A 23,613-nucleotide genomic window follows, 5' to 3' on the forward strand; every position below is an offset into this window, starting at 1 on the left:
GAATATGTCTGCCGGCATTTTTTACTTCCCGTCCCGGTCTATGACAAACAGCTCCGGCCGCATGAGCCTGATGATGCGGAGCAGATATCTCCTGACCGGCAGCAGACCGATCCAGAGTGACACCCAGAGCCTGTAGCCCGGAGAAGAGACCGGTATTTTTTTGCCGTTTCTGACGATGCCCACGGCCACGGCCAGTATGTTGCCGTCCGTAATGCCGCGCTCGCAGGCCGCCTGTCCGTCGCCGCACATCATGTATTCGCCGCCGCTGACGCCTACCACCCTGTGCAGTATGAACTTGCCGTTATCCCGTCTGTAAAGAGGCAGATCCCCCTTTTTCAGGGGCCCGGAGGGCTTTGTGACGGTCACCTGGTCCCGGCCGTGCCGCAGGGTAGGCGCCATGCTCCTGCCGGTGATGGTAAAGGTCACTTCCTTGCCCTGCCGGAGATACTCTTCCATCACGGGATACAGGGTGTCCAGATCGACTGTCATGGCTCGGCAAGGCCGTTTTTGACCAGCTCCGCTGCGAAGCCGCCCACGTCCTGCCGCGCTTTTTCGATGTCTATGGAATACTTCTCCGCCGCCAGCTGCGCCGTTTCCTCCGGCGAATTGCCGTCGGCTATCTGCTGCCACATCCAGGCGGCCGTATCGTTGAGCTTGATCACCTTGCTGAAATCGGCAGACGCGGGCCCGGTATTGATGAGCAGGTTCTCACCGGCCACCTTTTTCAGCATATATCCGTCCTTGATCCTCATATTATCCCGTCCTTTGCAAGCGCTTCTCTCAGGAGAAGCGGCGTTTGTATATCCATTGTGCAGTCCAGCATATATACCGGCGTTCTTTCCAGCAGAAGGCCCAGCAGGTCATACACCTTTTCGGCAGCCTGCCTGTTGACGTGGGAAACGCACAGCTCCCGGTATATGGGCCTGAAGACCCCGGCCGGTTTCAGCCTTTCGATCCCCGGCGCAGTCCCTCTGCGTATCAGGACCAGAGCTCCGAAGGGCACGCTCGTATTCAGATTTATGGGCACCGAGCCGCTCCAGGGAATGCCCCGCAGCGTAGCGCCGCCGTCCTCAAAGCTCAAGACGGGCCTGTCTTCGTTGATGCGCACCGTTTCTTCGGGCCACAGATCCTTCCACAGGGCAGCCTGAGTGGACTTGCCCACTCCGGGGCGGGCGCAGAAAATGATGCCCCTGCCCTTATAGCTGATGGCGGCTCCGTGAAGGGCCAGCATGCCGGCCAGCACGAGCCTGTCCGCAAAGCCCAGGAAGCTGTGACCGTATTCCATACCGGTGCGGGTCAGCAGCCTGTAGGTGTGATCCTCCAGAAAATACAGATGCATCTCCGAGGCGTCGTCGGTCAGCGACCAGGCAAACACCCTGCCGCCGCTCTTGTCACAGCCCAGCACAGTGACGAGCCCCGGCGAATAAAACACTGTCCTGGTGGGGCTTGTCTTCACCGCAGAGCCTTCGGGAACGGGGATCTCCTTCACCAGATGGGACACACAGCAAAAGTCGGGCCTGCCGTCAAAATCCCGGCAAAACTCCTCAAAACGCTCCCGGAAGAAATCCCGGTGCAGCAAGTCCAGCGCGATATTCAGACCTGCGCTCCTCAACTTCAGCACTATACAAAGCCTCCTTTGCGGGCTATTTTTATTATAGCACACCCGGCCCCCCTTGGCAATCTGCCTTGAAAACAAGCTCCGTGTTATAGTATAATATTATTTAGAAACAGGTGACAGTTATGATCAAATTTGAAGACGTCAGCGTGGAATACGAAAACGGCATCCCCGCTCTGAACAATATATCCTTTGAGATCGCAAAGGGAGAGTTTGTATTTCTGATAGGCTCTACCGGCAGCGGCAAATCCACTTTGCTCAAAACCATTTACAAGCAGGTAAATCCCTCTTTCGGCGCCATATATCTGGACAACATCAACATAGGCAGGCTCAGGGAAAAGCAGATCCCCATGCTGCGGCAGCAGCTGGGCATAGTCTTTCAGGACTACAAGCTGCTCCCCACCAAGAACCTGTGGGAAAACCTGGCCTTTGTCCTGAGGTCCGTGGGCAGAGACCGCCGGGAGATCGGCGGACTCATATCGGAGATACTGGACTTTGTGGGCCTTGCCTCAAAGCCGGACGCTTTTCCCAGGGAGCTGTCCGGAGGCGAGCAGCAGCGGGCGGCCATAGCCCGGGCCCTGGTCAACAAGCCCAGGATCCTCATCGCCGACGAACCCACCGGCAATCTGGACCCCACCACCAGCATGGAGATCATGGAGATACTGGACATCATCAACAGGGAGACGGGCATGACCATGATCATAGCCACCCATGACAAAAACATAGTCAACACCATGCGCAAGAGAGTGATCCAGCTGGAAAAGGGCAAGATCATCAGGGACGAAAAGGAGGGCGCTTACGATGAATAAGACCCTGCGGCTCATCGAGTATTCCCTGACGGAGGCTCTGGAAAGCATCCGGCGCAACGGTTATTCGGGTCTGGCGGTGGTCAGCACCGCTGCCTTTACCCTGTGCATCCTGTGGTCCTTTGTGATGGTGAGCGTAGCGGCCGCCAACTACACCAAGGGGCAGGTGGACAGATTTGAGATCAGCGTGTTCATGAAGGCGGACGCCACTCTGGAGGACGCCAAGGCCCTGGCAGCCAAAATAGAAGACCTGCCGGGAGTGGCAAAGGTGACCCTCAAGCAAAAGGACCGGGAGTGGGAGAACTTCAAGATCAAGCACTCCTATCTGGACGCGGGCGGCCTCCCCAACGACACCCTGCCCTACGCCATGTCCGTGCAGCCCGGGTCCTCCGAGGACACTGTCAAGGTGGCCGAAGCCATCCGGAAGATGGGCAACATAGACGCCGTGTTTGAGCGGCAGGAGTTCTACGCCAGGATACTGGCCATCTCCAAGGTCATCAAGTGGACCGGCATCATAGGCGCCATAGTGCTGTTCTTCGTGTGCGCCGCCATCATAGGCAACGCCATCAAGCTCTCCATCTACGCCCGGCGGCTGGAGATACAGACCATGCAGCTGGTGGGGGCCACCTCGGCCTTCATCCGGTCTCCCTTTGTGTATGAGGGCATGTTCTTCGGCGCCTGCGGCGCCATAGTGGGAGCCCTGGTGATCATAGTGGGCAACAATCTCATATCCTCGAACCTGCGGACCTTTTTGAAGATGACCGAGATGCTGCAGTCTCCCATGCCCGCGGGCACCGTGTTCTGGGGCATGCTCCTGTGCGGCATAGTCATAGGAGCCTGCGGCAGCATCAGCGCCCTGAACCGCTTCATCACCAAATACGCCACCCAAAAGGATCCGGCAGATGGATAGACGCCTGTGGGTTTTATTGGCGCTGATAGTCTGTCTTGCCGCCTCTCCCTTGTCGGCCGACACCCTGAACAGTCAGCTGAAGAGGGTGGAGGGCAAGATCCACAAGCTGTCGGGGCAGATAAAGCAGAAAAAGATCGAAAAGAGCGCCGCCGTCTCCCGGCTGCGGGAGCAGGACAAGGAGCTGGAAAAGGCTCAGTCCAGAGTGGCCAAGAGCCAGCTGAAGGTGGCTCAGGAAAAGGCCGAGCTGGACGCCATCAACTCCCGGCTGGCCATAGCCCAGCGCAATCTGGACCGGCGGGAAAAGCTGCTCCGCAGGCGCATCATAGACATCTACGAGGGCGGCGACATAGACTATCTGAACGTGTTTCTGGGCACCACGGATATGTGGGACTTCGTCACCCACACCTACTACATCAAAAAGATGATCGAATACGACGCTCACCTTATCCGGGAGATAAAGACAGAGCGCAACAACATCATCGCCGAGAAGGCCAAAAAGGAAGCGGTCATCCTGCAGCTGCGCTCCACTGAGCAGCAGCTCATAGGCGAGCGCAACAAGGTGGCCCGGGTCTCCAAGCAAAAGAGGGACGCCGTCCAGAAGATAGAGAACGACAAGCATCAGCTGGAGCTGGCCCTCCGGGCCATGGAGCAGGAGTCCAACCGCATCGAAAAAAAGATACAGGCCTATCTCCGCAGCCAGAAGGGCAAGAGCTACTACTATTCCGGCCCCCAGATCAAGGGCAAGCTCCCCCTGCCGGTCTCCGGCCGCATCTCCAGCAAGTTCGGCATGAGGTTCCACCCCATCAGAAAGCGCACCAAGCTCCACACCGGAGTGGATATAGCGGCTCCCACGGGCACCCCCATCCGGGCCTCCGCCGCGGGAGTGGTCATATCCGCCGGCTGGGCGGGAGCCTACGGCAACGCCGTCATACTGCAGCACGGTGGAGGCATATCCACTCTGTACGGGCACTGCTCCAGAGTGCTGGTCAAAAAGGGACAAAAGGTCAGCAAGGGGCAGGTCATAGCCAAGGTAGGCAGCACGGGCTACTCCACCGGGCCTCACTGTCATTTTGAAAAAAGGGTCAACGGCAAGCCCGTGAACCCCCTGTAAGACATGAAAAAGACGGACTATCACATACACACGGCTCTCTCCGGAGACAACACCCAGAGCCGGGAGGCTCTGGCAGACGCGGTCCTGCGCCTGGGCCTGGATGAGATCTGCATCACCGAGCACGTGGATTTCAATCCGGAGGACACCTGCTACGGCGCCTTTGACCCGGCAGTCCACAGGCAAAACGGCGCATATATGGCCTCCCGGGGCATCTGCTGCCGGCTGGGCTGCGAGATAGACTACCAGCCCCAATACAGACGGCAGATCGAGGAGGTCATCGCCCGGTGCGGCTTTGACTTCGTCATGGGCTCCGCTCACTACGTGGACAACCTGGTGGTCTTTCACCACGACGAATATTTTGCAGGCAAGTCCGAACGGGAGGCCTACTCCCGCTATTTCGAGACCGAGCTGGAGGCCATCAGGACCGGGCTCTTTGACTGCGTCGCCCACTTTGACCTTATCAAGCGCTGGGGCAGCCGCTTTTACGGCAGCTTTGACCCGGCCCCCTATATGGACCTCATCGAAGAGTGCCTGCGGGAGCTCATAGCCCGGGGCATGGCCCTGGAGATCAATTCCGCCGGCACCCGGCAGGACCCCGGGGATTTTTATCCCCACCGGGACATCCTGGCCCTCTACAGGGAGCTGGGAGGCGAGCTCATCACCTTTGGCTCCGACTGCCACAGGCCCGACCATCTGGCCCTCCGATACGACGAGGCTTGCAGCCTGCTCCGGAGTCTGGGCTTCCGCCGGCTCTGCACCTACGCTGACAGACAGCCCCATTTCTACGACCTCGGGTGACACTATGAAAACCACACTGCTTTCGCTCTTGCTGCTCATATTCTCCGCCGCCTGCTTCGGCAGCCTGCTGGCCCCCGCGGGCAGCGCCGACGCCGAGCCCGGCTTTGACGGCGCCATGACAGCCGGACGGGCCTACAGGATATCCCGTCCCGGCCTTTACAGCGGCCTGCTGACTTACGAATACCCCGACGGGAAAAAGGGCAGCCGGCAGCTCTTTTTCAGGGACGAGTGCTATTTCATCCCCTACGCCAACCTCTCAGGCGTCACGGCGGAGGCAGGGGTCACCATAGAGCGCCTCCAGCAGGAAAACCTCATGGTCTACAACGGGAGCATCTACTCCAAGCCCTCCGTCAAAAAGGAGCAGGCCAAGCCGGACAAGGTGTGGAAGACCTCCGACGGACGGCTGGGCCTGGGAGTACTTAAAAACGGCAGCCTCACCCTGAACGCAGATTTCAGGAGACGGTATTTTCACGGCGAATCCGGCCTGCTCTGTCAGGCGCCGGGAGGCCTTTACAAGCTGGACTCCGCCGAGACGGGAGACGACCTGCGCTTTTCGGCGCCGGAGATCAACGCTCTGGTCACTCTCGAGGTGACCTCCATGGGGCAGCATCTCCGCATCCGGGGGACTCTGGGCCCTCTGGACCCCGCCAGGCCCTGCGCGGCGGAGACCGTGGCCCTGCACGTACCCGTGGGAGCGTCGGCGTCCTCTCCCTGGGGCTGGATGGACAGCCTGAACACGGTCACAGCGGCCGACGGCCTCCTGCAGGAGCTGCAGGAGCGCCCCCGGGACGCCGGATATTTTCTCCCTCTGGCCTTCATGTTCAGCAGCAAGGAAGACATGGGTCTGGCCCTGGCTCTGGAGCCGGGACCGGAGGCCGCCGGCGCCAATCTGAGCTACAACGGCGCTCTGGGCTCCATGTATGCGGTGTTCCCGGCTGAGGCAGGCCGCGCCGGCTTTGCCCTGGACCTGTCGGAACACCCCTGCGAATGGGGCATGCGGGAAGCCCTGGACTACTACGTGAGCTCTCACAAGTCCTCTTTTGAGGCGGCCTCAGGCTCCCCTGACTCCATAGAGCCCTCGCGTATATCCCTCGTTGACAACTCCTCCTACCGGACGGTCAGAGGCAGTCTTGACCGGCTCTCGGACCGGGAGCTGCTCTTTGTGAGAGTCATGGCAGGCAGGCGCCCGGTGTATTACGTGCCGGACCGGCCCGACGATGAAGAAGCGGCGGCCCGGGCTCTGGCTCTGGGCTTCATCACCGCTCCCGCCGGAGAAGCCTCCGCCGCAGTGAGGCGCTATGGGGCTCTGGCCGAACAGATCGGCGCCCTGCCCTGGCAGCGGGTCCCCGGCGCATCCACCAACAACCCGGCGGTCACAGTGGAACGCTTTGGCGGCGACGAAGACGACAAATACTACATAGTCTGCAGGAACACCCGCCCCACCTCCCAGCCCGCGGTGGTCACCATATTCACCCTGCCCATGGCAAAGGTCACGGTAAAGGAGATAGTCAACGATCTGGACAAGACCGCCGACAGCGGCGTCATCAAGGCAGTGTTCCTGCCCGGCGAGGTGCTCATATACGAGGTGGAAAACAAGTGGCGGAAATGATCAGGATCACCTATTACGGCCAAAAGCCCTCGGGCCCCACTGTCTGCGCCATGGGCTTTTTTGACGGAGTCCACAAGGGGCACAAAAAGATCATCGGGGAGTGCCTCAGCCAGAAGAAGGACGGTCTGCAGACCGTGGCTCTGACCTTTGACAAGCACCCCCTGAAGACCGTGGCCCCCTCCAGAGCCCCCCTTCTGATCAACACCTTCCCTCAAAAGGTGGACAATCTGCTGGCCCTGGGAGTGGATACCGTGGCGGCGGTGCACTTCAACGGAGAGGTGGCCAACCTGCTGCCCGAGGACTTCATGTGGTTCGTGCTGAAGGAACGGCTTTCGGCGGCCTCGGTGGTGGCCGGCAACAATTTCCGCTTTGGCAGAGACCGGCAGGGCAACGGCGACACCCTGAAAAAATACGGTCAGGAATACGGCATCGCCGTGAGCATCATAGCCCCCCTGCGCATCAAGGGAGGCCCCGTGTCCAGCACCCGCATCAGGGCTGCGGTCCAGTCCGGCCGCATGGAGGACGCCGCCGCCTTTCTGGGCAGCCCCTTTACCATCAGGGGCACCATTGCCACCGGCTACAGGATAGGCACCAAGCTGGGCTACCCCACCGCCAATCTGGCGGCCGCTCAGGGGCAGCTGCTGCCGGGCAACGGAGTCTATCTGGTCAAAAGCGAGATAGACGGCCGCCCCTATTTCGGCGGCTGCAACGTGGGCGTCAGGCCCACCTTCGGCATCCATGACGTCAGCATCGAAGCCCATTTTGTGGACTGGGAGGGCAATCTCTACGGCAGGGACATGTCCTTTGCCTTCCTCGGGAAGATACGGGACGAGATGGAATTCGAATCCCCCGAAGCCCTTATAGAGAGACTGAGAAAAGACCTGGAGGCGGTGAGAGCCGCCGGAGAACGGTACGCAGAAAAATGAAGCTCTTACTCATCATATTGCTCTTCGCCCTTACGGCATTGCCCTCTGCGGCAGAGCTCGCCAACCTGTGGTCCCGGGACAACGTGGTCATAGGAGACTACAGCCCCATCCTGGACCTGGAGGGCCACAGGATAGACAACGTGTTTACGGACAAGACGGGCATGTTCTACAACAGGGACAACCTGGTCATATTTGACCGGAACTCCGAGGACCGATACTTCATCAGCTGGCAGACCAGGGGCCCGGCGGATATAGGCTGGGTGGAGATATGCGCCAATTGCGACATACCCTCCACCAACCGCAAGGCGGGCCGTTTTGAGATATGCGGCAAAAAGGCTCCGGAGGACCCCTGGACCACTCTCTATGAGTGGACCCCTCCCGGAGGAGTGTACAAATTCCTGGACCCGGCGGAGCATATGGTGGCGGCGGGCAGGGTGAGCGCCCGGGGCTTCAGGTATTTTATGGCCCGTATAGACGGCAACCCGGAGGAATCCCCGAACGCCGGCCCTATCCTTTACGGCCTCAGGGCCTATGAGTCGGACCCCCGCCGGCCTGCGGCGGCGGCCCGGGGCGACAAATACGTCACCTATCTCCTCCACGATCAGGGGCCCTACGGCTATAAGGGCATGCAGGCCTTTATACGGGGCGCCAAAGAGCGGGGCAGCTATTACAGGGCCCGCTTCACCATCCTGCTGAACGGCTCCGAGCCGGAGACCATCCCGGAAAGCAAAGAGTTCTGGAAGGGGCTTTACGCCGACGGCCACGAGATCTGCTGCGAGTATGCGTGGCAGGCAGACAAGATAGCCGCCTGGCTGGACATGGACCCCTCGGAGATCACCACCGTGGGGGGCCAGCTCTTCGCCGACTGCGACCCGGAATATGAGGTGCTCCAGAACGAAAAGGGCATCACCGCCGAGGTCAACAGCTGCGTGGAGGGCAACTCCCTGGCGGAGTTCTGGGACATACCCCACAATTGGGAAGGAGCTCCCATCATGCCCTACTACGTGCAGTGGGACTCCGCCAACCCTCTGGCCACCGCCCGGGTGAACCGGGAGCTGGACAAGCATTCGGCGGTGCTGGAGCTCAGCTGGGGCACCCGCACTCCCTGGCACAACTACGACCGTTTTCCCATACCCCAGTGCTGGCACACGGGAGAGCCATCCAAGCCGGGACAGTGGCGGGTAGGACAGCTGGTCCGCAAGGACACTCAGGGCGGCTGGTGGAACACGGAATGCAGCCAGCTGGAGAAAAATCTTGAGGCCGGGAGGACCCCCTTCCTGTATCTCTCCGTCACCATAGAGACCTGCTGGTTCACCCCGGAGGTGCAGACCGGCGCCGTGTGGGACGAATGCCTCTCCAACAGCCTGGACCTGGTGGATATGTTCCTGAGACGGGGCTGGAAGATCACCACCTGCCGGGATTTTGTCCGGTGGTATGGGGAAAAATGGCCCTGCCCCGAGGCTCCGGCCATGATATACCTGCTGGAGGACACTCTGGCCAACCGGGAGGACCGGGACGGACTGGTCATAGAGGGCAACGGCCATCTGGTCCACGCCGAGACCAAATATTTTCAGATCACCGATTCGGACAACAGGCTGGCTCCCGAGCTGGTCATAGCCTACGGCTGCAGGACCCCCAACCTGCTGAGAGGCGGCTACACCTTTGCGGACCCGGCCAAATACCCCGGGCCGGAGGTCAAGACCGGCCACTACGCCTCCACCACGGGCAACGCCATTTTCTGGAGCCCCTCCAAGCCTCTGACGGACGTCAACGGCAGCGAGTATTTCCCCTCCTACAAAGCGAAGGAATGCAGCGAAAGGGCCTTTACCTTCTATCTGGGTGACGACTACAGGGACTACATGTTCGTCCCCGGCGAATTCAGCCGGGTGCGCCGCATTTCCGACGACGAGGTCACCTGGACCAAGGAGCAGGTGAGCCCCGTCCCCGGCGCGGACGTCAGAGTAAAATACGTCCACACCATCAAGGGGCCCAGGCACATCATCACCGTTTCGGCAGAGGGTGACGACGCCGAAGGCCTGCCCGCCCGTTTCCGTCTGTGCCCTTACTTCCATCAGGGCTGGGATATGGCGCCTTTGGACACTCCCGAAGGAGTGCCCGACCCCCGGACCGCGGGACAGGAGCGGAACGTGTTTGCCACTCTGGGCAGAGAGACCTTTGCCTGGTCCGAAGAGAACAAGGAGACCGTGACTTTCACCTTTGCTTCGGACAAGGTGAAGCTGGACGTCTTCAACCGCAACCCGGGCAAGGGCGCCGGCATCGACGACAACCCCCTGATGAACAGGGGCTTTACCCTCACCTGCCGGGAGAAGGGACAGGTCACCTGCACGGACCCGGCAGGAGCCAACGAATACGTGGTCTGCGAGATAGATCTCGGCGCATACAAAAAGGGCAAGACCTACACTCTGGAATTTGAATACTGGAACGAGCAGGACCGCGTCCGCAAAACGGAGCGGCCTTAAGGAGCGCATCTACATGAGCAAAACATATACCATGAAAAAACTGCTGGCCAATCTGACGGCGGCAGCCTTTATCCTCATTCTGGCCGCGGCGGCCATGAATTCCCGTGGGCCCCTGCCGGAGGGGTATTCCCCCGCCTGCTACGGCACCTTTCTCTCTCTGGTGCCACCCCTGGTGGCCATTACCCTGGCCCTCATCACCAAGGAGGTGTACAGCGCCCTTTTCGCCGGCATCACGGTAGGCGCCCTGATGTATTCCGGCGGAGACCCGGAGGCGGCCTTCTCCGTCATGCTGTATCACGAAGAGGCGGGACTGGTGCCCAATCTCACGGACATATCCCACGCAGGGGTGCTGGTGTTCGTCATACTGCTGGGCACCTTTGTGGTGCTCATCAACAGGGCGGGAGGCGCCCGGGCCTTCGGTGAATGGGCCCAAAAGCATATCAAGTCCCCCGTGGGAGCCCAGCTGGCCACCATGCTCATGGGCATCCTCATATTCGTGGACGACGGCTTCAACTGTATGTCAGTGGGGTCCATCATGCGCCCCGTCACCGACGCCCACAGGGTCAGCCGGGCCAAGCTGGCCTACATACTGGACAGCACCGCCGCCCCCATATGCATCATCGCTCCCATCTCCTGCTGGGCAGCGGCTGTCAGCTATTCCGTGCCCGAGCAGTATCACATCAACGGCTTCAGGATGTTCATCCAGACCATCCCCTACAACATGTACGCTCTGGCCACCATGCTTTTGCTGCTGCTGGTGATCCTCACCCGGACGGACTACGGCCCCATGAAGAAGCACGAGGACAACGCCCGCAAGGGCGACCTGTGGACCACCGGAGAGGAATACTACGAAGAAAATGAGAAGAAGATAGTCTCCGACAAGGGCCGCCTGTCCGATCTGACGGCGCCGGTCATAGTGCTGGTGGCCTTCTGCATACTGGGCATAGCCTACACGGGAGGGCTCTTTCAGGGGGCCGGCATAGTGAACTCCTTTGCGGACGCCGATTCGGCCCGGGGTCTGGTCATGGGCAGCGTGGGAGCCATACTCTTTACCTTCTGGATGTATATGAACCGGCAGTGCGTCAGCTTCAAGGACTTCATGTCCTCCTTTCCCGCCGGCTTCCGCAGCATGTGCGCCCCCATGATCATACTGGTCCTTGCCTGGAACCTGTCCGGCGTCACCGGACTTCTGGGAGCGGGCGACTTTGTCCACGAGGCCGTGGAGGCCTCCGCCTCCGCCCTGCAGATGTTCGTGCCGGCGGTGATATTTGCTGTGTCCGTGTTCCTGGCCTTTTCCACAGGCACCAGCTGGGGCACCTTTACCATTCTGATACCCATAGTCTGCGCCGTGTTCCCCGCCGACTCTCAGATGTTCGTCATATCCATATCAGCCTGTCTGGCAGGCGCCGTGTGCGGCGACCACTGCTCTCCTGTGTCCGACACCACCATCATGTCTTCGGCGGGAGCGAGGTGCAACCACATCAACCACGTGACCACCCAGCTGCCCTACGCCCTCACGGGAGCCGCAGTGAGTCTGGCAGGCTATCTGGCAGCCGGCATCATCGCCTATCACAGCGGCGGCGCCCTGCCCCTTGCGGGCACCCTGCTGGCCCTGCTGCTGGCGGCGGCAGCGGTATTGGTGATACGGCGGAGAGAGAGAGCCGCCCGCAGCTGACGGAAAAGAGGCGGCATGCAAGTAGTTTCACGAATCATGCCGTTTGCCGCTCCGACGAGGGAACCAATTTCTGCCGATAGAGTCATATCCCTGGAAAAATGTATAGCCGGCGCGCGGGAGACACCTTGGAAAAAGCACCATACTCATTGACGGCGGAGATCGCAGGCATACCGGTGTTAGTCAGATGCCGGTTCGCCTCCAACGCGGAGCGACTGGAGGACTACCGGACGGACCGGGAGCCCCTTATCACGGCAGAGGCCCTGCCGGAGGATACGGCTCTCGCTCTCGGGAGCCAGCCTGCGGCGGCCCCCCGGCGTGAGGAAGAAGCCGAAAGTCTGGCCCTGCTCCTGTGCCTTTGCAGGAGACTGATGGACTACGGCGTCCTGCTGCTCCACGGCTCCGCCCTGACTCTGGACGGGCAGGGCTACGTGTTCACCGCCCCTTCCGGGACGGGCAAAAGCACCCACGCCCGGCTGTGGCGGGAGACCTTTGGAGACAGGGTCCGCATGCTGAACGACGACAAGCCCCTGCTCCGCATATCCCGGGAGGGAGTCGAGATATTCGGCACCCCCTGGATGGGCAAGCACGGCCTGGGCTGTCCCGGCCGGGCGCCCCTGAAGGCCATAGTCTGCCTGAAAAGAGGCGAGGACAACACCCTGGAGCCCATGGACCCCAAAAGGGCCTTTTCGGTGCTGCATTCCCAGGCCTTCGGCATGAAGGACCCCCGGGTCATGGCCGGGTCCCTGCCCCTGAAAAAGGCCCTGGCGGAAAGGGTCCCCTTTTTCCGCCTGAATATGAACAACCTGCGGGAGGACGCGGCCCTCAGATGCCTGGAGGGGCTCAATAAATACGTATAATACGGAGCGGCGCCGCTCCGTGTATCGTAAAATTCGCGAATTTTAAGAGGAGGAGTTTTTCATGGAAAAGTATGAAGAGCCGATCATGGAAGTAGAAGAAGTTGCGGAAGACGTTCAGACGGTCTTTCCGGGAGGCCACGGCGGCAACGACGACCAGTCTGCCTGCTATGACGCTTCTGCCGTCATGGACAGCAACGGCTAAGCTGCTGCCGAAAATTTGCGTTCTCGCTGCGTATGACGCCGTCATACGCAGCGAACCGTTTAGTGATGCGCCAAATATGGAAGCAGGACCCACAGGTCCTCTCGGTACTGCGGGCCGCGCCTCTGCGCCCCGGCAGGACCTACAGATGGTCCCAATACGCCCTTTCCTTTGAGGAAGGGGGCGCCGGGTACCTCTGCAGCTTTCTCACCCGGGAGTGCCTGGCCTGCGGCCTTGAGCCGGGAGACCGGCGGTTTGCAGCCGAAGAGATAGCCGGGAACAAGGACCTCAGTTATCTGGCGGAGAACCGGTTTCTGGTGCCGGAGGACGCGGACGAGTACAAGACCTACGAGGGTCTCCTGCGGATACTGAGGGCCCTGGACAGGCCCGAGGGGCTCACCGGCTGCACCATCCTCCCCACCCTGAAGTGCAACGCCCGCTGCGTCTACTGCTACGAAGCGGGGCGGGAGGAGACGTCCATGTCCCCGGACACCGCGGACCATACTGCAGCCTACATCCTGCAACACGCCCGGCGAAGCGCCCCGGTCAGGCTCCACTGGTTCGGGGGAGAGCCCCTGCTGCGGCCGGATATCATAGACCGCATCTGCCAAAGGCTCCGGGAGGAAGGCCTGGAATATCACTCCGCCATGACCTCCAACGGCTCTCTCATCACGGAGGAGCTGGCGGACAGGCTGGTCCGGGACTGGCGCCTGGAGAGCATCCAGATAGCCCTGGACGGCCCGGAGGAGGAATATATCCGCCGCAAGGCTTACCCCCGCTACCGGGACTACTATCGCGCCGTGCCCCGCAGCGCGGCAGCGCTGGCGGCCCGGGGAGTCAGAGTGACCCTGAGGATCAATACGGACAGGGGGAACGCGGCCTCCATACCGGAGTTTCTCCGGGAGCTGTCGGACCTGATACCGGACAAGACAGGGGTGAAGATCTATTTTTGCGTGCTCAACGAGGAGCGGGCCCGGCCGGAAGCCCGGGAGGTCTGGGACAGGATCTTCGAGGCAGACAGCCTCATAGAACGCTATGGCTTCCTGCCGGACTACAACCGCAGGCTCCATCGGTTCAAGACGTTCAACTGTATGGCGGACAACACGGGCCGCAGTGTGCTCATCGCTCCGGACGGCCTGCTCTATTCCTGCGAGATGTGCCTCCCCGGCACCTCCTTCGGCAACGTGTGGGAGGGGGTCACCGACCGGGCCCTGTTTGACCGCCTGTCCCGGCCGGAGCCGGCGCCGGACAAATGCCGCAGCTGTCCCCTGCTGCCGGAGTGCACCCCCTTTACCGGGTGCCCCGTCAGGGACTACGACTGTTTCGGACTGACAAAGAGGCATCTTATCCGGAGCCTGAAGCTCAGCGTGAGGAGCATATCGGACGCCCGGGACACGGCAGAGGACAGGCCCTGCGGCTCCCCCTCCGATGAATGAGGACAATAAAAGGTGACGCTCATGACTGACCACAGAGAACCAAGGCCCGTCAGGATAGCCTATTGCGGCTGCGACCTCTTCGCCGGCTGCCTCAGGCTCCTGCTGGACAGCGGCAGGGCGGAGGTCCTGCATATCTTTTGCGAAATAAAAGGCTGCGAGGAAGTGCAGGCCCTGGCCCTGGAGCGGCGCATACCCATTTCATTTCGGCCCATAAGCGAAAGGGATATGGAGGAGCTGTTTGACCGCCGGGGCTGCGACTACGTGGTCTCCGCCTGCTATCGGTGGAAGATACCCATAGGGGACCGCAGGGGAGTCAACCTGCACCCCACCCTGCTGCCCATGGGCAGAGGCCCCTGGCCCTTCCCCCATATCATTCTGGAGGGCCACCGGGACAGCGGGGTCACTCTCCACCGGCTCACGGACCGGTTTGACGCCGGGGACATACTGCTGCAGCAGTCTTTTCCCCTGGACCCCGGGGAGACCCATCAGACTCTGGTCCTGAAAAGCGTTATCACGGCCCCGGAGCTGCTCCGGGAATGGCTGGAGGACCCGGAGACCCTGTGGCAGAATGCCCGGCCTCAGGGGGAAGGCGTTTACCTGAAACGGCTGCCTCAGGAAAGCGCCCGGATAAACGTCCATGACACTCCCGAGGAGGCCCGGCTGAAAATACGGGCCTTCGGCTACGGAGATATCATAGTCCCCGGCACAGGGGAAAGATACGCCTCCGCTCAGGCCTTTTGCCAGCGTGACGACCGGGCCCCGGCGGAAGGGACAGTGCTCTGCAAGAGCCGCCGGGATCTGGCTATAGCCATCAGGGGCGGAGTGCTGTATATCGCCAATGCGCAGGTCCGCCGCCGCAGAAGCCTGGGGGCAAGGATAACAGGCAGGCTCAAAAGGCTTTTCGGCGCCAGGTGACCGATCATGCTCCCGCAGCAAGCGGCGGGACCACAGCGACAAGGAACACCCATGAAACTCAAACAGCAATTTCTGACTCAGGAAATAGAAGACACCACCTTTCTGGTGCCCGTAGGCCGAGGCAGCTTCGGCGGCCTCATCCGCAGCAACAGGACTGCCGCCTTTATAGCAAAGTGCCTCACCGAGGACACCACCCGGGACGGGATCGTGGACGCCATGTGCCGCAAATATGACGCCCCCCGGGAGGTCATAGCAGACGGAGTGGACAGGATCCTGGATATACTGCGCTCCATAGACGCTCTGGAAGAATGAGCTCCCTTGAAGAGCTGCTCCGGCGGGACGGGGTGCTGGTTTATAAGACCAGGGGGGCCAGCATGGCTCCCATGCTCCGCGAGGACAGGGACCTGGTGATCATAGCCCCTCCTAAGGAGCCCCCACGGAAAGGGGACGTGATCCTGTTCAGGCAGGGCTCCCTTTACGTGCTGCACCGGATAGTCGGCAGACAGGACGGCTGTTTTATCACCCGGGGAGACAACAATTACACCCCGGAGACAGCCCCGGAGGAAGCGGTGGTGGGCGTTCTCACCGGCTTCAAGCGCAAGGGGCGTGAATACGGCGTCCGGCACCCGGGCTACAGGCTCTACGCCTTTTTGTGGACCTTCTTCTTTCCTCTGAGGCGCAGCGCGTTCCGGGCCGGCAGAAGGCTCCGGCGCATCCTGCAACGCTCCGGGCTCCTGCCCCTGGCAAAAAAGCTTCTGCGCAAAAAATAACAGCGGATATCGTCGGATATCCGCTGCGTTTTTTTGCCAATTATTCGGCGTCGGGGAGATAGAGCCTCTTTTCGGCTCTGCCCAGAGTCTTGATCTGGTTGTTCACCAGCACGTTGGGGTTGCTCATGCCGGCGGCATGGCCGTCGGCGTAAACGATGTTGGCCACCTTGTCGTTGTGTCTGAAATGCAGATAACCGTAGGGTCCCATGTTATCATCGGAATACATGGTGTTGTTGCCATAGACCACTCCGCCGGAATTGCAGGCGGTGTCGCCGAAGAGGATGGTCTCCGCAGGCTTCACTATAGCCCCCACCCTGGCAAGAGGAGGGTTGTAATAAGCGCCGTCGGCGCCCCAGCCGCCGTAGTCGCCGCCTATGTGCACGTTGTAGCCGTAGCCGGTGACCTTGCGGTCAAAGGACTGTCCGTGGAAGGAGGGGCAGCCTGTGATCTGTCCGTTCTTGGTGTAGGGGCTCAGATAGCCCTGGTCGCTGTAGAAGTTGCCGTCCACCCAGGTGTTGTCCTTGCCGTCCCACCAGATGCAGAAGGTGTCCAGGTCGTAGGTGGGGCAGGCGGTCTCGTCCCAGTCCTGAGTGTACATCATCCAGGCGGTGCCCACCTGCTTGATGTTGGAGAGGCACTGGGTCTGGCGGGCCTTTTCCCGGGCCTGAGCGAACACGGGGAACAGAATGGCCGCCAGAATGGCGATGATGGCTATGACCACCAGCAGTTCGATAAGGGTAAAGGCCTTGTTTTGAGAGACGGCCGGTCTCTGTGTGGTTGTCATTGCAAATACCTCGTTTGCATGCCGCAGACGGGTAAAAACAAAGGCCCCCGCACGTATGCGGGGACCCGTATTTGTCCTCAGAAAAAACCCAGTCCGCGAGGTTTTATTTAACGGCAGGTATTCCGGCTCGCAGCTCGGACCTACTTGCCGGCCTTCCCGGGCATACTGCCCAGTGACCACTGTGGCTTTCGTCGCTGCTTACGGCGGCGGGACCGCTCCGGATTCGCACCGGATTCCCTGATTCGTCCACCATTATTATAGCAAAATAAGCCCCGTCCGTCAACAGGCGGCACGGGGCTTTCGGTCAGAATCTGAAATCTCTTTTTTCGCTGTTTTTGATGGCCCTGATGTTGTCCTCGGCTATCTGCCGCACCTTTTCCTTGGGTATATTCTGCAGCTCCCGCTCCAGCATGTCGTAGCCCAGCTTTTGGGTCTCCGGCGAAGCGTAGTCCGTGAGATATTCCGTCAGGGTCATGAGAGCGTTGGGGTGGCAGCAGTTCTGTATCTGCCCCTTCTTGCACAGGCTCATGAACCGGTCGCCGGTCCTGCCCTCTCTGTAGCAGGCGGTGCAGAAGGAGGGTATATGGCCGCTCTCCATGAGCCACCGCACCACCTCGTCCAGAGTGCGCTGGTCGGACACGTCAAACTGCTCCGTGTCATGGGGCCTCTCTTCCTGAGTGTAGCCTCCCACGGAGGTCCTGGAGCCTCCGCTGACCTGGCTGACTCCGCACTGGAGCAGCCGGGACCGCACCTCCTCCGTCTCTCTGGTGGAGATGATCATGCCCGTGTAGGGCACGGCTATGCGGATACAGGCGGCTATCTTGGCAAAGGTGTCGTCGGAGATGGAGTTGTCAAAGGCGTCCGGGTCTATGTCGTCGGCCTTCTTCACCCGAGGCACCGATATGGTGTGAGGGCCCACTCCATAGACGGCTTCCAGATGCTCCGCATGCATGATCAGGCCGGCAAACTCGTATTTGTAGAGCTCCAGGCCAAACAGGACTCCCAGTCCCACGTCGTCGATACCGCCCTCCATGGCTCTGTCCATGGCCTCGGTGTGATAGTTGTAGTCATGCTTGGGGCCCGTGGGGTGCAGCTTGAGATAGCTCTCCTTGTGATAGGTCTCCTGAAACAGTATATAGGTGCCTATGCCCGCCTCCTTCAGGCGCCGGTAGTTGTCCACGGTGGTGGCGGCTATGTTCACGTTGACCCTTCTGATGGCTCCGTTCTTGTGCTTGACGGAATATATGGTGTGGATGCAGTCCAGTATGTATTCCAGAGGGTTGTTCTTCGGGTCCTCCCCCGCCTCTATGGCCAGACGCTTGTGCCCCATATCCTGCAGGGCTATGACCTCCGCCTTCACCTCTTCCTGAGTGAGCTTTTTCCGGGGGATGGTCTTGTTTTTCATGTGATAAGGGCAGTATATGCAGCCGTTGACGCAGTAGTTGGACAGATACAGCGGCGCAAATATCACTATGCGGTTGCCATAAAAGGCCAGCTTTATCTCCCGGGCCGTCTCGAATATCCGTTCGTTCAGGTCCGGCAGCTCGCAGGCGAGCAGCACCGAAGCCTCTCTGTGGTCAAGGCCTTCGCAGTGCCAGCCGTCCTCCGTCTTCCGGGGCCGGGCCTTGTCGAGGATCGCTTCTATCAGCGCCCTGTCCCTGCTGTGCTCCCGGGCGTAGTCCAGAGTCTCCCTGATCTCGCCGTCATGTATGAATTCGTCCGCCACGTGGGACCCGGGGTCATATTTGTATTCTGCCATGCTGTTATCCTTCCTTTGTAATGAGAGACGAGTAGGCGGTCTTCACCGACACTCCCTCCAGCTTGCCTATCTGTCCTGCCAGGGCGGCTATGACGTCCTGGGGAGCGTCCAGAGCAATGCTCACGATGCTCACGTTCTTTTGCTTGTAGGGGATGCCCATCCTCCCTATGATCCACTGTCTGCTGCGGTGAAACAGCTCGTTGAGGCGGGGGGCGGCCTCCTCCTTTTCCACTATGACGCTGATGACAGCCACTCTCGTTTCCATATATACTCCCAAAAAACTGCCGCCCCAAAAGGGACGGCAGCGTCATTGACACGATCTCTTGCTGTCGCCTTTCAGTCAGGAACACCTTTGTGTCAGGCTCAGTATTATTATAGCACTTTCCGGCCGTGGTTTCAATCGGCCCGGGTATATTTTCGTATGACTCCCATAAAGAGCACCGCCAGCAGCAGCGCGCCCCACAGGGCGCTCGGGGAGCTCTCGTGACAGGCCTCGCCGGCGCCGCCGGACAGGCTGAGAAAGCCGTTGAGCAGTATGCCGCACAGGCAGGCCGTGATTATCACGGTGGCCAGATAGATGCAGAGCCCCTTGCCTCCCAGCAGTCTGGAGAGCACCGGGAAGGCGGCCAGATTGGTTTCCGGGCCCGTCACCATGAACACCAGAGCGGCTCCGGGCTCAAAGCCGGCAGCCACCAGCGAAAAGGCCAGAGGTATGGAGGCCGTGGAGCAGACGTACATAGGCAGCCCCAGCAACACGCATATCCCTATCTGACCGAAGAGGCCGCCGAAGGCGTGGCGAAATGACCCCGGGTCACACAGGGCGGAAAACACGCCGGCCAGCACAAGGCCCAGCAGCAGATGACCGCCTATCTCCCCGGGCAGGTCGCGAAAAGCGTACAGCAGCGCGGCCGCCGCAGGGTGCTGTTTTTTCACCTCGCCGCAGCAGCATGAGGGCTCGGAAGTCTTTTCCTTCTCGCAGCAGCATGAGGGCTCCGGCTCCTTTTCCTTCTCACAGCAGCAAGAGGGCTCCGGCTCCTTTTCCTTCTCACAGCAGCACGAAGGCTCCGGAGCCTTTTCCTTCTCGCAGCAGCACGAGGTCTCCGGGGCCTTTTCTTTCTCGCAGCATGAGGGCTCCGGGGCTTTTTCCTTCTCGCAGCAGCACGAGGGCTCCTCTGTCCCGCCGGCTGGAGCCTCTTTGTCAAACAGGTCAATGAGGGTCCCGCCCAGGAGCCCCATCAAAAAGGCCTGCACGGGGCGCCACAGAGCGAAGGCCCAGCCCATCATTCCGTAGGTGGCGATGATGTTGTCCACGCCGGTCTGAGGAGTGGACAGCAAAAAGGAAGCCACCGCTCCCCTGGAGGCGCCTCCGCTTCTCAGGGACGCCGCCACGGGCAGGATGCCGCAGGAACACAGCGGAAGGGGCACCCCCAGCAGGGCCGCCCACAGGACTGCCAGGGGATTGTCCTCCCCCAGATAGCGCCTTACCTTGTCCACCGACAAAAACAGCCTGAGTATGCCGGCCATGAGATAGCCGAACAGTATATAGGGGGCCATCCGGACCGTGACCTCCCAGGTCTTCAGGACCACCAGCCTCACCAGATCTTCCATCTATTCCTTCTCCTTTCGAAGCTCGATGGTCTTCACGTTGAAGAGATAGCCTGAGCCTCCTGCAAATTCCAGCAGCAGGGGCCCGGAGCTTCCCTCCGTATCAAAGGCGGCAGTCTGCTCCCGGAAGGAGGTCCAGCCGCCGGTGTTTTTCACATCTATAGCGCAGAGGGTCCTGTCACCGGACTTCACGGTCAGGGTCCCGCCCTCCGTGGCGCTGGACACCTCCGCCGCCAGCGTGTAGCGGCCGGCGGGTATGTCTATAGGCGGCAGCAGGGCGTGGCAGCCGTTTTCTATAAATCCCAGATGTCCGTCCTCCACCCGCACCGGTCCCGTCAGCTCCGTGGCGTCCGCGCAATACACGGGCATACCCACCTCCACCGGGGGATAGAGGCGGCTCGCGGGCACCTTTTCCCTGGTCAGAGAAAAGCTCTCCCACTCCAGACGGACCCGGGAAGCCTTTTCTGCGGTCAGCCTGAAGGCGTATTTTTTCCTCTGGTCAAAGAGATACCTGCCGCCGGCCCCCAGGTCCCTGCCGTTTATCTCCAGCCGGGCTGCGCCGTCGGTGACCACACAGAGCTCATATTCCTCCATATATTTCGGCAGCAGATAGCCGGAATACACGGTCCTGTCTCCGGTGAGGCTACCGTCTATGTCGGCAACTATCACGCTCTCTGCGGGAGCGCCCTCCGAAAAGGTCTCTTTTTTCGCTCCGCGGCCCTCGGGCTCCAGCTCGGGATAGTAGGTCCTGTATTCCGGGGCCGGCTTCAGCAGGGCCGGGTCCCCCTCGCAGGCGGTCAGAGCCCCGAACCAGGGAGTCAGATCCAGCATGGCGCCCTTTTCGGTCCTGAAGGCTGCAGGCAGGACCGCGGTCTCCCGGCGGTCGTCCCCGGTCCGGATCTGCAGGGTCTCAAAGACGTGGACCCGGCGGCTCCGGGTGATCTTCAGCTGAGCCCGCCTCTCGGGATAATTGATATACAGCTCCGCCCAGAAATCCGGGAAATACAGGGGCAGCATGGTGTTGTCCGCCGTCCTTGCGGGCCCCAGGGTCAGGGTCCGGCCGGGGACGTCCACGGAGGCCCCCGCCAGGGTCTGGGTCACGTACCAGCTCACGGGAGCGGTCATGTAGGTGAGGAACGCCGGGGTCCACAGGCTCTGAGTCCACAGAAAGCCCTTGTCCGCATGGACCTTCTGGGTGGCCTCCAGCAGAGTGAGGCCGTCCCTGACCATGCCCATCTGAATGGCCGCCATGGCTACGTAGCTGTCCTGATAAAAGGGCCAGCAGGCAGAAGACTGCATATCCAGATACCGGTCGTCCTCCACGTCGTAGGCCTTGGGGCTGTAATACCCGGGAGCCCGTCCGATGGCGGTGGACAGGGTGAAGGCCAGAGACGACTTGGCCCTGTCATAGGGCAGGTTGTCCCAGCCCAGGAGCCGGCTGATAAATTGGCCGGCCAGAGCGCCCGTGTGGATCTGGCTCTTCACCGGCTCATCCTTGCCGAAGTCGTAGCCGTAGGCGTAATAGCCTCCATCTTCCACAAAGAGGGCTTCCGCCCCTTCCAGAGCCTTTTGGCGCATGGCCGCATATTTTGCGGCTCCCTCCCCGTCTCCGCACAGGACGGCAGCCCTGCGGGCCGCCTCCAGCATGACGGGATACAGCACGGCGGTATATACGAACCCCTTGGGATGGGGATGATCGTCATAGGTGGTGTTGTAGTCGGGAAAGCCCAGAGAGTTGTGCCGCTGCTCCATGAAGGCCATGGCCGCTTTGATGCGGGGATAGTATCGCCTGATCAGGCTGCCGTCGCCGGTCTGCTCATAGGTCTTCACCAGCTGCAGGAGCCAGGTGCCCGTGTTGTCCACCATGCTCCCCTGGGTGCCCGCAGCCCTGGCCATATCGCTGTTTTGCCCTATGCCCCCGTCCTCCTTTTTGACGTGGGTGTTGATGCCGTCGTAGTAGTGCACGTCAAAATGGCTGATCTCGCCTCCGGGCTCCGGATAGTTGCCGAACTGCATGTTTTCGTTTCTGTCCAGCTGAGGCAGAAGGGCATACACGAAGGGGTTGGAGGACAGCTTCTGGTCCATGGTGCCTCCCAGGCCTCCCATGCCTCCCTCCAGAGAGGTGTAGTCGCCGTCCCGGGTCAGCACTCCGTTGGTATATACGGTGTAGCCGCTGTTGATGATCTTGAATTTCAGCCAGCCCGGCAGAGAGCTGCGCAAGATGGGCAGCTGCCAGGCAAGGGTCTCCCCGAGCAGCCTTTCCCTCCGGTCAATGGCGTAGGCCAGCAGGGAGCCTATGCTGTCAAAATAGTTGTGATAATACTTGTCATAGCTCATCCCGGAGTGGCGCTTGGCGGCAGCCAGGGTCTCCGGAGATACGGGGTCTGCGAACCAGGCCAGGGCAAAGAAGACCCTTTTGGTCTCCCCCGGCAGGAGCTCCACCTGTCTGGCGACAGCCAGAGCCTTTGCCGGCTTGTCGGCAGGCTCCGGGGCCGGCTCCACCGGACAGGGCTTCATGGCGCCGGTCTCCCGAAAGGCGTCAAAGGCGCCCTTGTCCGCCAGCATATATTCACCCCAGGAGGTCTCCCCGTCGGAGAGCAGGGCTATATGCCCGTTGTAGTTCTGCAGGGTGAGCTTGGAAGGCCTGAAGGGAGCGGCGGCGTCCAGGGAGGCGCCGGTCCAGCCCTTTACGCTCATGGGGGAAGCCTTGGTGTCGGGAGGGGTCATAAAATGCCAGAAGGAGGAGTTGCCGTCCATGCGAAAGCCCTCTTCGGCCCATCTCTCCGTGTCTTTGATGCCCCTGCCTATCACGTCGGCAAAGGAAAAGAGCAGGCTCAGCTCCGCCTTATTTGCGGAGTCATTGGTCAGACTGAAGTCAAAAAACACCACCGGCAGAGCGCTGTCCCCGGGGCTGTAGGGGACCAAAAAGGAATAGGAGGTCATGCGCGCCCGGGTGGCCAGGGGGCCGCAGGTATATACGCTGTCTGCCACGGGGAACATGCCGGAGTAGTCTATGTCCTCTGCTCCCTTCATGCCCCAGAGGACGTCGTCGTCCTTTTGCAGCCGGACCGTCCGGGTCCGTCCGCCGGTCTTTTCCCTGATGGCAAAAAAGGAGCCCCGGGGGTCCCCTATGTAGGACTCGTGGATGTTGTTCATGCAGTTGCGGACGAGAAACCCTTCCGGGCCAAGCTCCACGTAGCCGCAGCCTATGCCTCCCATGGGCACTCCCGAGGGGCCCTTTTCCACCGGCAGCCCCTCCGGGCGGCACAGGCTCCTCCACAGCTCCAGATCCCCGGCCCTGACCAGAGAGGCGGCAAGGACCGACAGAAACAGGCACAGCAAGAGATAACGCATAACT

Annotated in this window: 22 protein-coding genes and 1 riboswitch; of the genes, 14 read left to right on the top strand and 8 right to left on the bottom strand. The window is 60.8% G+C overall.

Going from position 1 to position 23,613, the window contains the following annotated elements:
• Positions 1–21: 21 nt before the first annotated feature.
• The 3 genes from IK083_05955 to IK083_05965 are packed head-to-tail and all read right to left on the bottom strand — an operon-like array spanning position 22 to position 1,621.
• Positions 22–489 (bottom strand): S24/S26 family peptidase, encoded by a 468-nt coding sequence (locus IK083_05955; protein ID MBR4749097.1) that lies wholly within the window; start codon positions 487–489, stop codon positions 22–24.
• Positions 486–752, bottom strand: a complete 267-nt coding sequence (locus IK083_05960; GenBank protein MBR4749098.1) for a PqqD family protein — start codon at positions 750–752, stop codon at positions 486–488. The genes IK083_05955 and IK083_05960 overlap by 4 nt, the downstream gene beginning before the upstream one ends.
• Positions 749–1,621, bottom strand: a complete 873-nt coding sequence (locus IK083_05965) for a hypothetical protein (GenBank protein ID MBR4749099.1) — start codon at positions 1,619–1,621, stop codon at positions 749–751. Before IK083_05965 ends, IK083_05960 begins: the two co-directional genes overlap by 4 nt.
• Before the next feature lie 119 nt (positions 1,622–1,740).
• On the opposite strand from IK083_05965, the gene ftsE reads away from it, so the two are divergent.
• The 14 genes from ftsE to IK083_06035 all read left to right on the top strand — a co-directional run bounded on the left by ftsE (position 1,741) and on the right by IK083_06035 (position 16,107).
• A complete protein-coding gene (gene ftsE / locus IK083_05970; protein MBR4749100.1) occupies positions 1,741–2,424 on the top strand; it encodes a cell division ATP-binding protein FtsE in 684 nt (227 codons plus the stop codon).
• On the top strand, positions 2,417–3,331 hold the full coding sequence (locus tag IK083_05975) for an ABC transporter permease (protein MBR4749101.1): 915 nt from the start codon (positions 2,417–2,419) through the stop codon (positions 3,329–3,331). The genes ftsE and IK083_05975 overlap by 8 nt, the downstream gene beginning before the upstream one ends.
• Positions 3,324–4,442: a peptidoglycan DD-metalloendopeptidase family protein gene (locus tag IK083_05980; GenBank protein ID MBR4749102.1), complete on the top strand. Its 1,119-nt coding sequence runs from the start codon at positions 3,324–3,326 to the stop codon at positions 4,440–4,442. Before IK083_05975 ends, IK083_05980 begins: the two co-directional genes overlap by 8 nt.
• Positions 4,443–4,445: 3 nt before the next feature.
• Entirely contained in the window at positions 4,446–5,240 is a 795-nt protein-coding gene (locus IK083_05985) for a histidinol-phosphatase HisJ family protein (protein MBR4749103.1), read from the top strand.
• Between the two features lie 4 nt (positions 5,241–5,244).
• Entirely contained in the window at positions 5,245–6,849 is a 1,605-nt protein-coding gene (locus IK083_05990; GenBank protein ID MBR4749104.1) for a hypothetical protein, read from the top strand.
• Positions 6,837–7,775 carry a bifunctional riboflavin kinase/FAD synthetase gene (locus IK083_05995; GenBank protein MBR4749105.1) on the top strand — a complete coding sequence of 313 codons (939 nt, stop codon included), beginning with the start codon at positions 6,837–6,839 and terminating at the stop codon, positions 7,773–7,775. Before IK083_05990 ends, IK083_05995 begins: the two co-directional genes overlap by 13 nt.
• Entirely contained in the window at positions 7,772–10,255 is a 2,484-nt protein-coding gene (locus tag IK083_06000) for a hypothetical protein (GenBank protein MBR4749106.1), read from the top strand. Before IK083_05995 ends, IK083_06000 begins: the two co-directional genes overlap by 4 nt.
• A gap of 31 nt (positions 10,256–10,286) precedes the next feature.
• Positions 10,287–11,930 (top strand): Na+/H+ antiporter NhaC family protein, encoded by a 1,644-nt coding sequence (locus IK083_06005; GenBank protein MBR4749107.1) that lies wholly within the window; start codon positions 10,287–10,289, stop codon positions 11,928–11,930.
• A 125-nt stretch (positions 11,931–12,055) separates the two neighbouring features.
• Positions 12,056–12,787 carry a hypothetical protein gene (locus tag IK083_06010; protein MBR4749108.1) on the top strand — a complete coding sequence of 244 codons (732 nt, stop codon included), beginning with the start codon at positions 12,056–12,058 and terminating at the stop codon, positions 12,785–12,787.
• A gap of 61 nt (positions 12,788–12,848) precedes the next feature.
• Positions 12,849–12,989, top strand: a complete 141-nt coding sequence (locus tag IK083_06015) for a hypothetical protein (GenBank protein MBR4749109.1) — start codon at positions 12,849–12,851, stop codon at positions 12,987–12,989.
• Positions 12,990–13,051: 62 nt separating this feature from the next.
• Positions 13,052–14,422: a radical SAM protein gene (locus tag IK083_06020; protein ID MBR4749110.1), complete on the top strand. Its 1,371-nt coding sequence runs from the start codon at positions 13,052–13,054 to the stop codon at positions 14,420–14,422.
• 21 nt (positions 14,423–14,443) lie between these two features.
• Entirely contained in the window at positions 14,444–15,337 is an 894-nt protein-coding gene (locus IK083_06025) for a hypothetical protein (protein ID MBR4749111.1), read from the top strand.
• A gap of 51 nt (positions 15,338–15,388) precedes the next feature.
• Complete coding sequence (locus IK083_06030; protein ID MBR4749112.1) at positions 15,389–15,649, top strand: PqqD family protein; 261 nt, start codon at positions 15,389–15,391, stop codon at positions 15,647–15,649.
• Entirely contained in the window at positions 15,646–16,107 is a 462-nt protein-coding gene (locus tag IK083_06035; GenBank protein ID MBR4749113.1) for a S24/S26 family peptidase, read from the top strand. The genes IK083_06030 and IK083_06035 overlap by 4 nt, the downstream gene beginning before the upstream one ends.
• Positions 16,108–16,147: 40 nt before the next feature.
• On the opposite strand, the gene IK083_06040 is transcribed toward IK083_06035, so the two are convergent.
• The 5 genes from IK083_06040 to IK083_06060 all read right to left on the bottom strand — a co-directional run bounded on the left by IK083_06040 (position 16,148) and on the right by IK083_06060 (position 23,609).
• Positions 16,148–16,891, bottom strand: coding sequence for a prepilin-type N-terminal cleavage/methylation domain-containing protein (locus IK083_06040; protein MBR4749114.1), 744 nt, complete (start codon positions 16,889–16,891; stop codon positions 16,148–16,150).
• A 94-nt stretch (positions 16,892–16,985) separates the two neighbouring features.
• A riboswitch (cobalamin riboswitch) is annotated at positions 16,986–17,160 on the bottom strand.
• A gap of 35 nt (positions 17,161–17,195) precedes the next feature.
• Positions 17,196–18,650: a [FeFe] hydrogenase H-cluster radical SAM maturase HydG gene (hydG, locus tag IK083_06045; protein ID MBR4749115.1), complete on the bottom strand. Its 1,455-nt coding sequence runs from the start codon at positions 18,648–18,650 to the stop codon at positions 17,196–17,198.
• Between the two features lie 4 nt (positions 18,651–18,654).
• The gene (locus tag IK083_06050) at positions 18,655–18,915 is read right to left on the bottom strand and encodes an iron-only hydrogenase system regulator (GenBank protein ID MBR4749116.1); all 261 of its coding nucleotides are present in this window, start codon (positions 18,913–18,915) and stop codon (positions 18,655–18,657) included.
• A gap of 131 nt (positions 18,916–19,046) precedes the next feature.
• Entirely contained in the window at positions 19,047–20,258 is a 1,212-nt protein-coding gene (locus IK083_06055; protein ID MBR4749117.1) for an SO_0444 family Cu/Zn efflux transporter, read from the bottom strand.
• A complete protein-coding gene (locus IK083_06060) occupies positions 20,259–23,609 on the bottom strand; it encodes a carbohydrate-binding protein (GenBank protein MBR4749118.1) in 3,351 nt (1,116 codons plus the stop codon). It lies immediately after the preceding gene.
• Positions 23,610–23,613 lie beyond the last annotated feature (4 nt).

Source organism: Abditibacteriota bacterium (genome assembly GCA_017552965.1).
Classification (GTDB): Bacteria; Armatimonadota; UBA5829; order UBA5829; family UBA5829; genus RGIG7931.